The sequence below is a fragment of the Tenebrionibacter intestinalis genome (assembly GCF_016632365.1).
Taxonomy (GTDB): domain Bacteria; phylum Pseudomonadota; class Gammaproteobacteria; order Enterobacterales; family Enterobacteriaceae; genus Tenebrionibacter; species Tenebrionibacter intestinalis.
In genome coordinates, this window is record NZ_JAEPBH010000115.1 from 1 (window position 1) to 1,574 (window position 1,574).

General features: G+C 42.7%; 1 protein-coding gene. It reads left to right on the plus strand.

Annotated elements, in window-relative coordinates:
* Window positions 1-819: 819 nt before the first annotated feature.
* The gene (locus JJB97_RS17910) at window positions 820-1,287 is read left to right on the plus strand and encodes a fimbrial protein (protein WP_238715433.1); all 468 of its coding nucleotides are present in this window, start codon (window positions 820-822) and stop codon (window positions 1,285-1,287) included.
* Window positions 1,288-1,574 lie beyond the last annotated feature (287 nt).

The window sequence follows — 1,574 nt, forward strand, 5'->3', positions numbered from 1 at the left end:
CGTCCTTTTTTACCCGCCCATTACTGGGGATTCCTCAGCACCAGAGCAGGGTAAAGCAATATTACCAGCCTGCGCAGAGGGGGAAGTAGTGGCGCAGCATGTCATGTTTGCTCTGGTGACTCTGTAGCGTGACGGTTGGGAAAAAGAATACGCTTAAATTTAAATAAAGAATGAGTTTTCCTTGAAATGTGTCCGCAGTCATGCTGTTATGGGATTAAGTTGAAGTTGTTACGATTGTATCAGGTTGTGTAAAACAGAACTCGCCTCCGGCGGGTTTTTTTATGTCCGAAGGGGGGCGGTTAGCATGTGCTTTTGCCCGTTACCTTACCCGGAATCAACGCTTAACGCCTTTGTATTCGCTGGGTTTATTCACGCTTTGTGAAATGCCTGGCCTGGCTATGGGATGGCGGCGCTAACAGCGTAATCGTCCGGGGTTTACCAGTAGCGGCTGTGGTGGAATGTAAACGATGAATATACGCCTGTCGGTAATAATTTTGCAGCGAAGCCAGCTAATAACCTAATACGCCATCCGATTATTGCGGTAATTTATTATTCCGGCATTCTTCCGTTGCTGCCGGAGAATACAGGCGCTGAATGATTTTTATTTATATTGACTTTGCTGCCTGAATTATGCTGCTTGTGATAAAACTTATATTCTGTTTAATAATGCCACCAGGCGTTATTAATTGTGTAGTGGTATTTAAAATGTAGTCAGTGAATAAAGGAAAGTGTGGTGAATAAGCCCCGTTTAAGACGGGGCTATTTGTTGAAGCAAAGTTTGCGTATCCCTGCGCAATACTACTTTAATAAGGAAGGTGTATGTCTGGTAAAATTAACTTTCGCGCCCTGGTTATTGAAGCAACAATTTCTCTACCAGAGTTGGATATTCTCAAGTATCGTGGTGTTGAGGCCGTCCAGTCTGAAAATGAATCCTTATATGTTGATATAGGCGCTACAAGTGAAAGGCTGTTTCCGTCTGTTGGTAGCATTGCTGGTCGTGCGTTGTTTATGTTGCGTATAAATAACTTCAGCGCTCAGACAGTCTCCGTGGTTTTTAACGGAGAACTATTAATCAATCATATTGGTTTTGCCACCAACAATTCTTCTGTCGGAATAATTATTGAGGATATTTTTGGAAACAGGGTGATTCCGGGAGAGCGTTATGAGTATCCATTGCAACAGGGTGAAAATGCACTGGTATTCACCTGCGGGCTGATTTCAGTAACCGATAAAATCTTACCCGGCGAGGTTGAAGCGCTCTCTGAATTTGAATTCGCTTTTAAATAATAACTAAATTTATGTGAGGAATTAAGCGGTGGCAGGTGGAGGTTGTAATATACCATAAAATAGGGGGTGACTTTTTTATTTTTGGCTATTAATCATAAAGAGGGGGAAATATTTTCGCCCTCTTTTACTTTTAATTCGCGCATTCCTCCCTTGTGTAGCGGTTATTGGCTTATACACCTTCTGTTTCTGCCTACATATTCATAGCGCCACGGAAAAACGTAGGTGTATATATTGAGCAAGCGCCTTCACAGCTAAATAGCTGCGCCTAATACCGCTACACTTTTACC

Bases quoted from the DNA above. Each gene is read 5' to 3' on its own strand.
- JJB97_RS17910 (WP_238715433.1), top strand. From the start codon at position 820: ATGTCTGGTAAAATTAACTTTCGCGCCCTGGTTATTGAAGCAACAATT.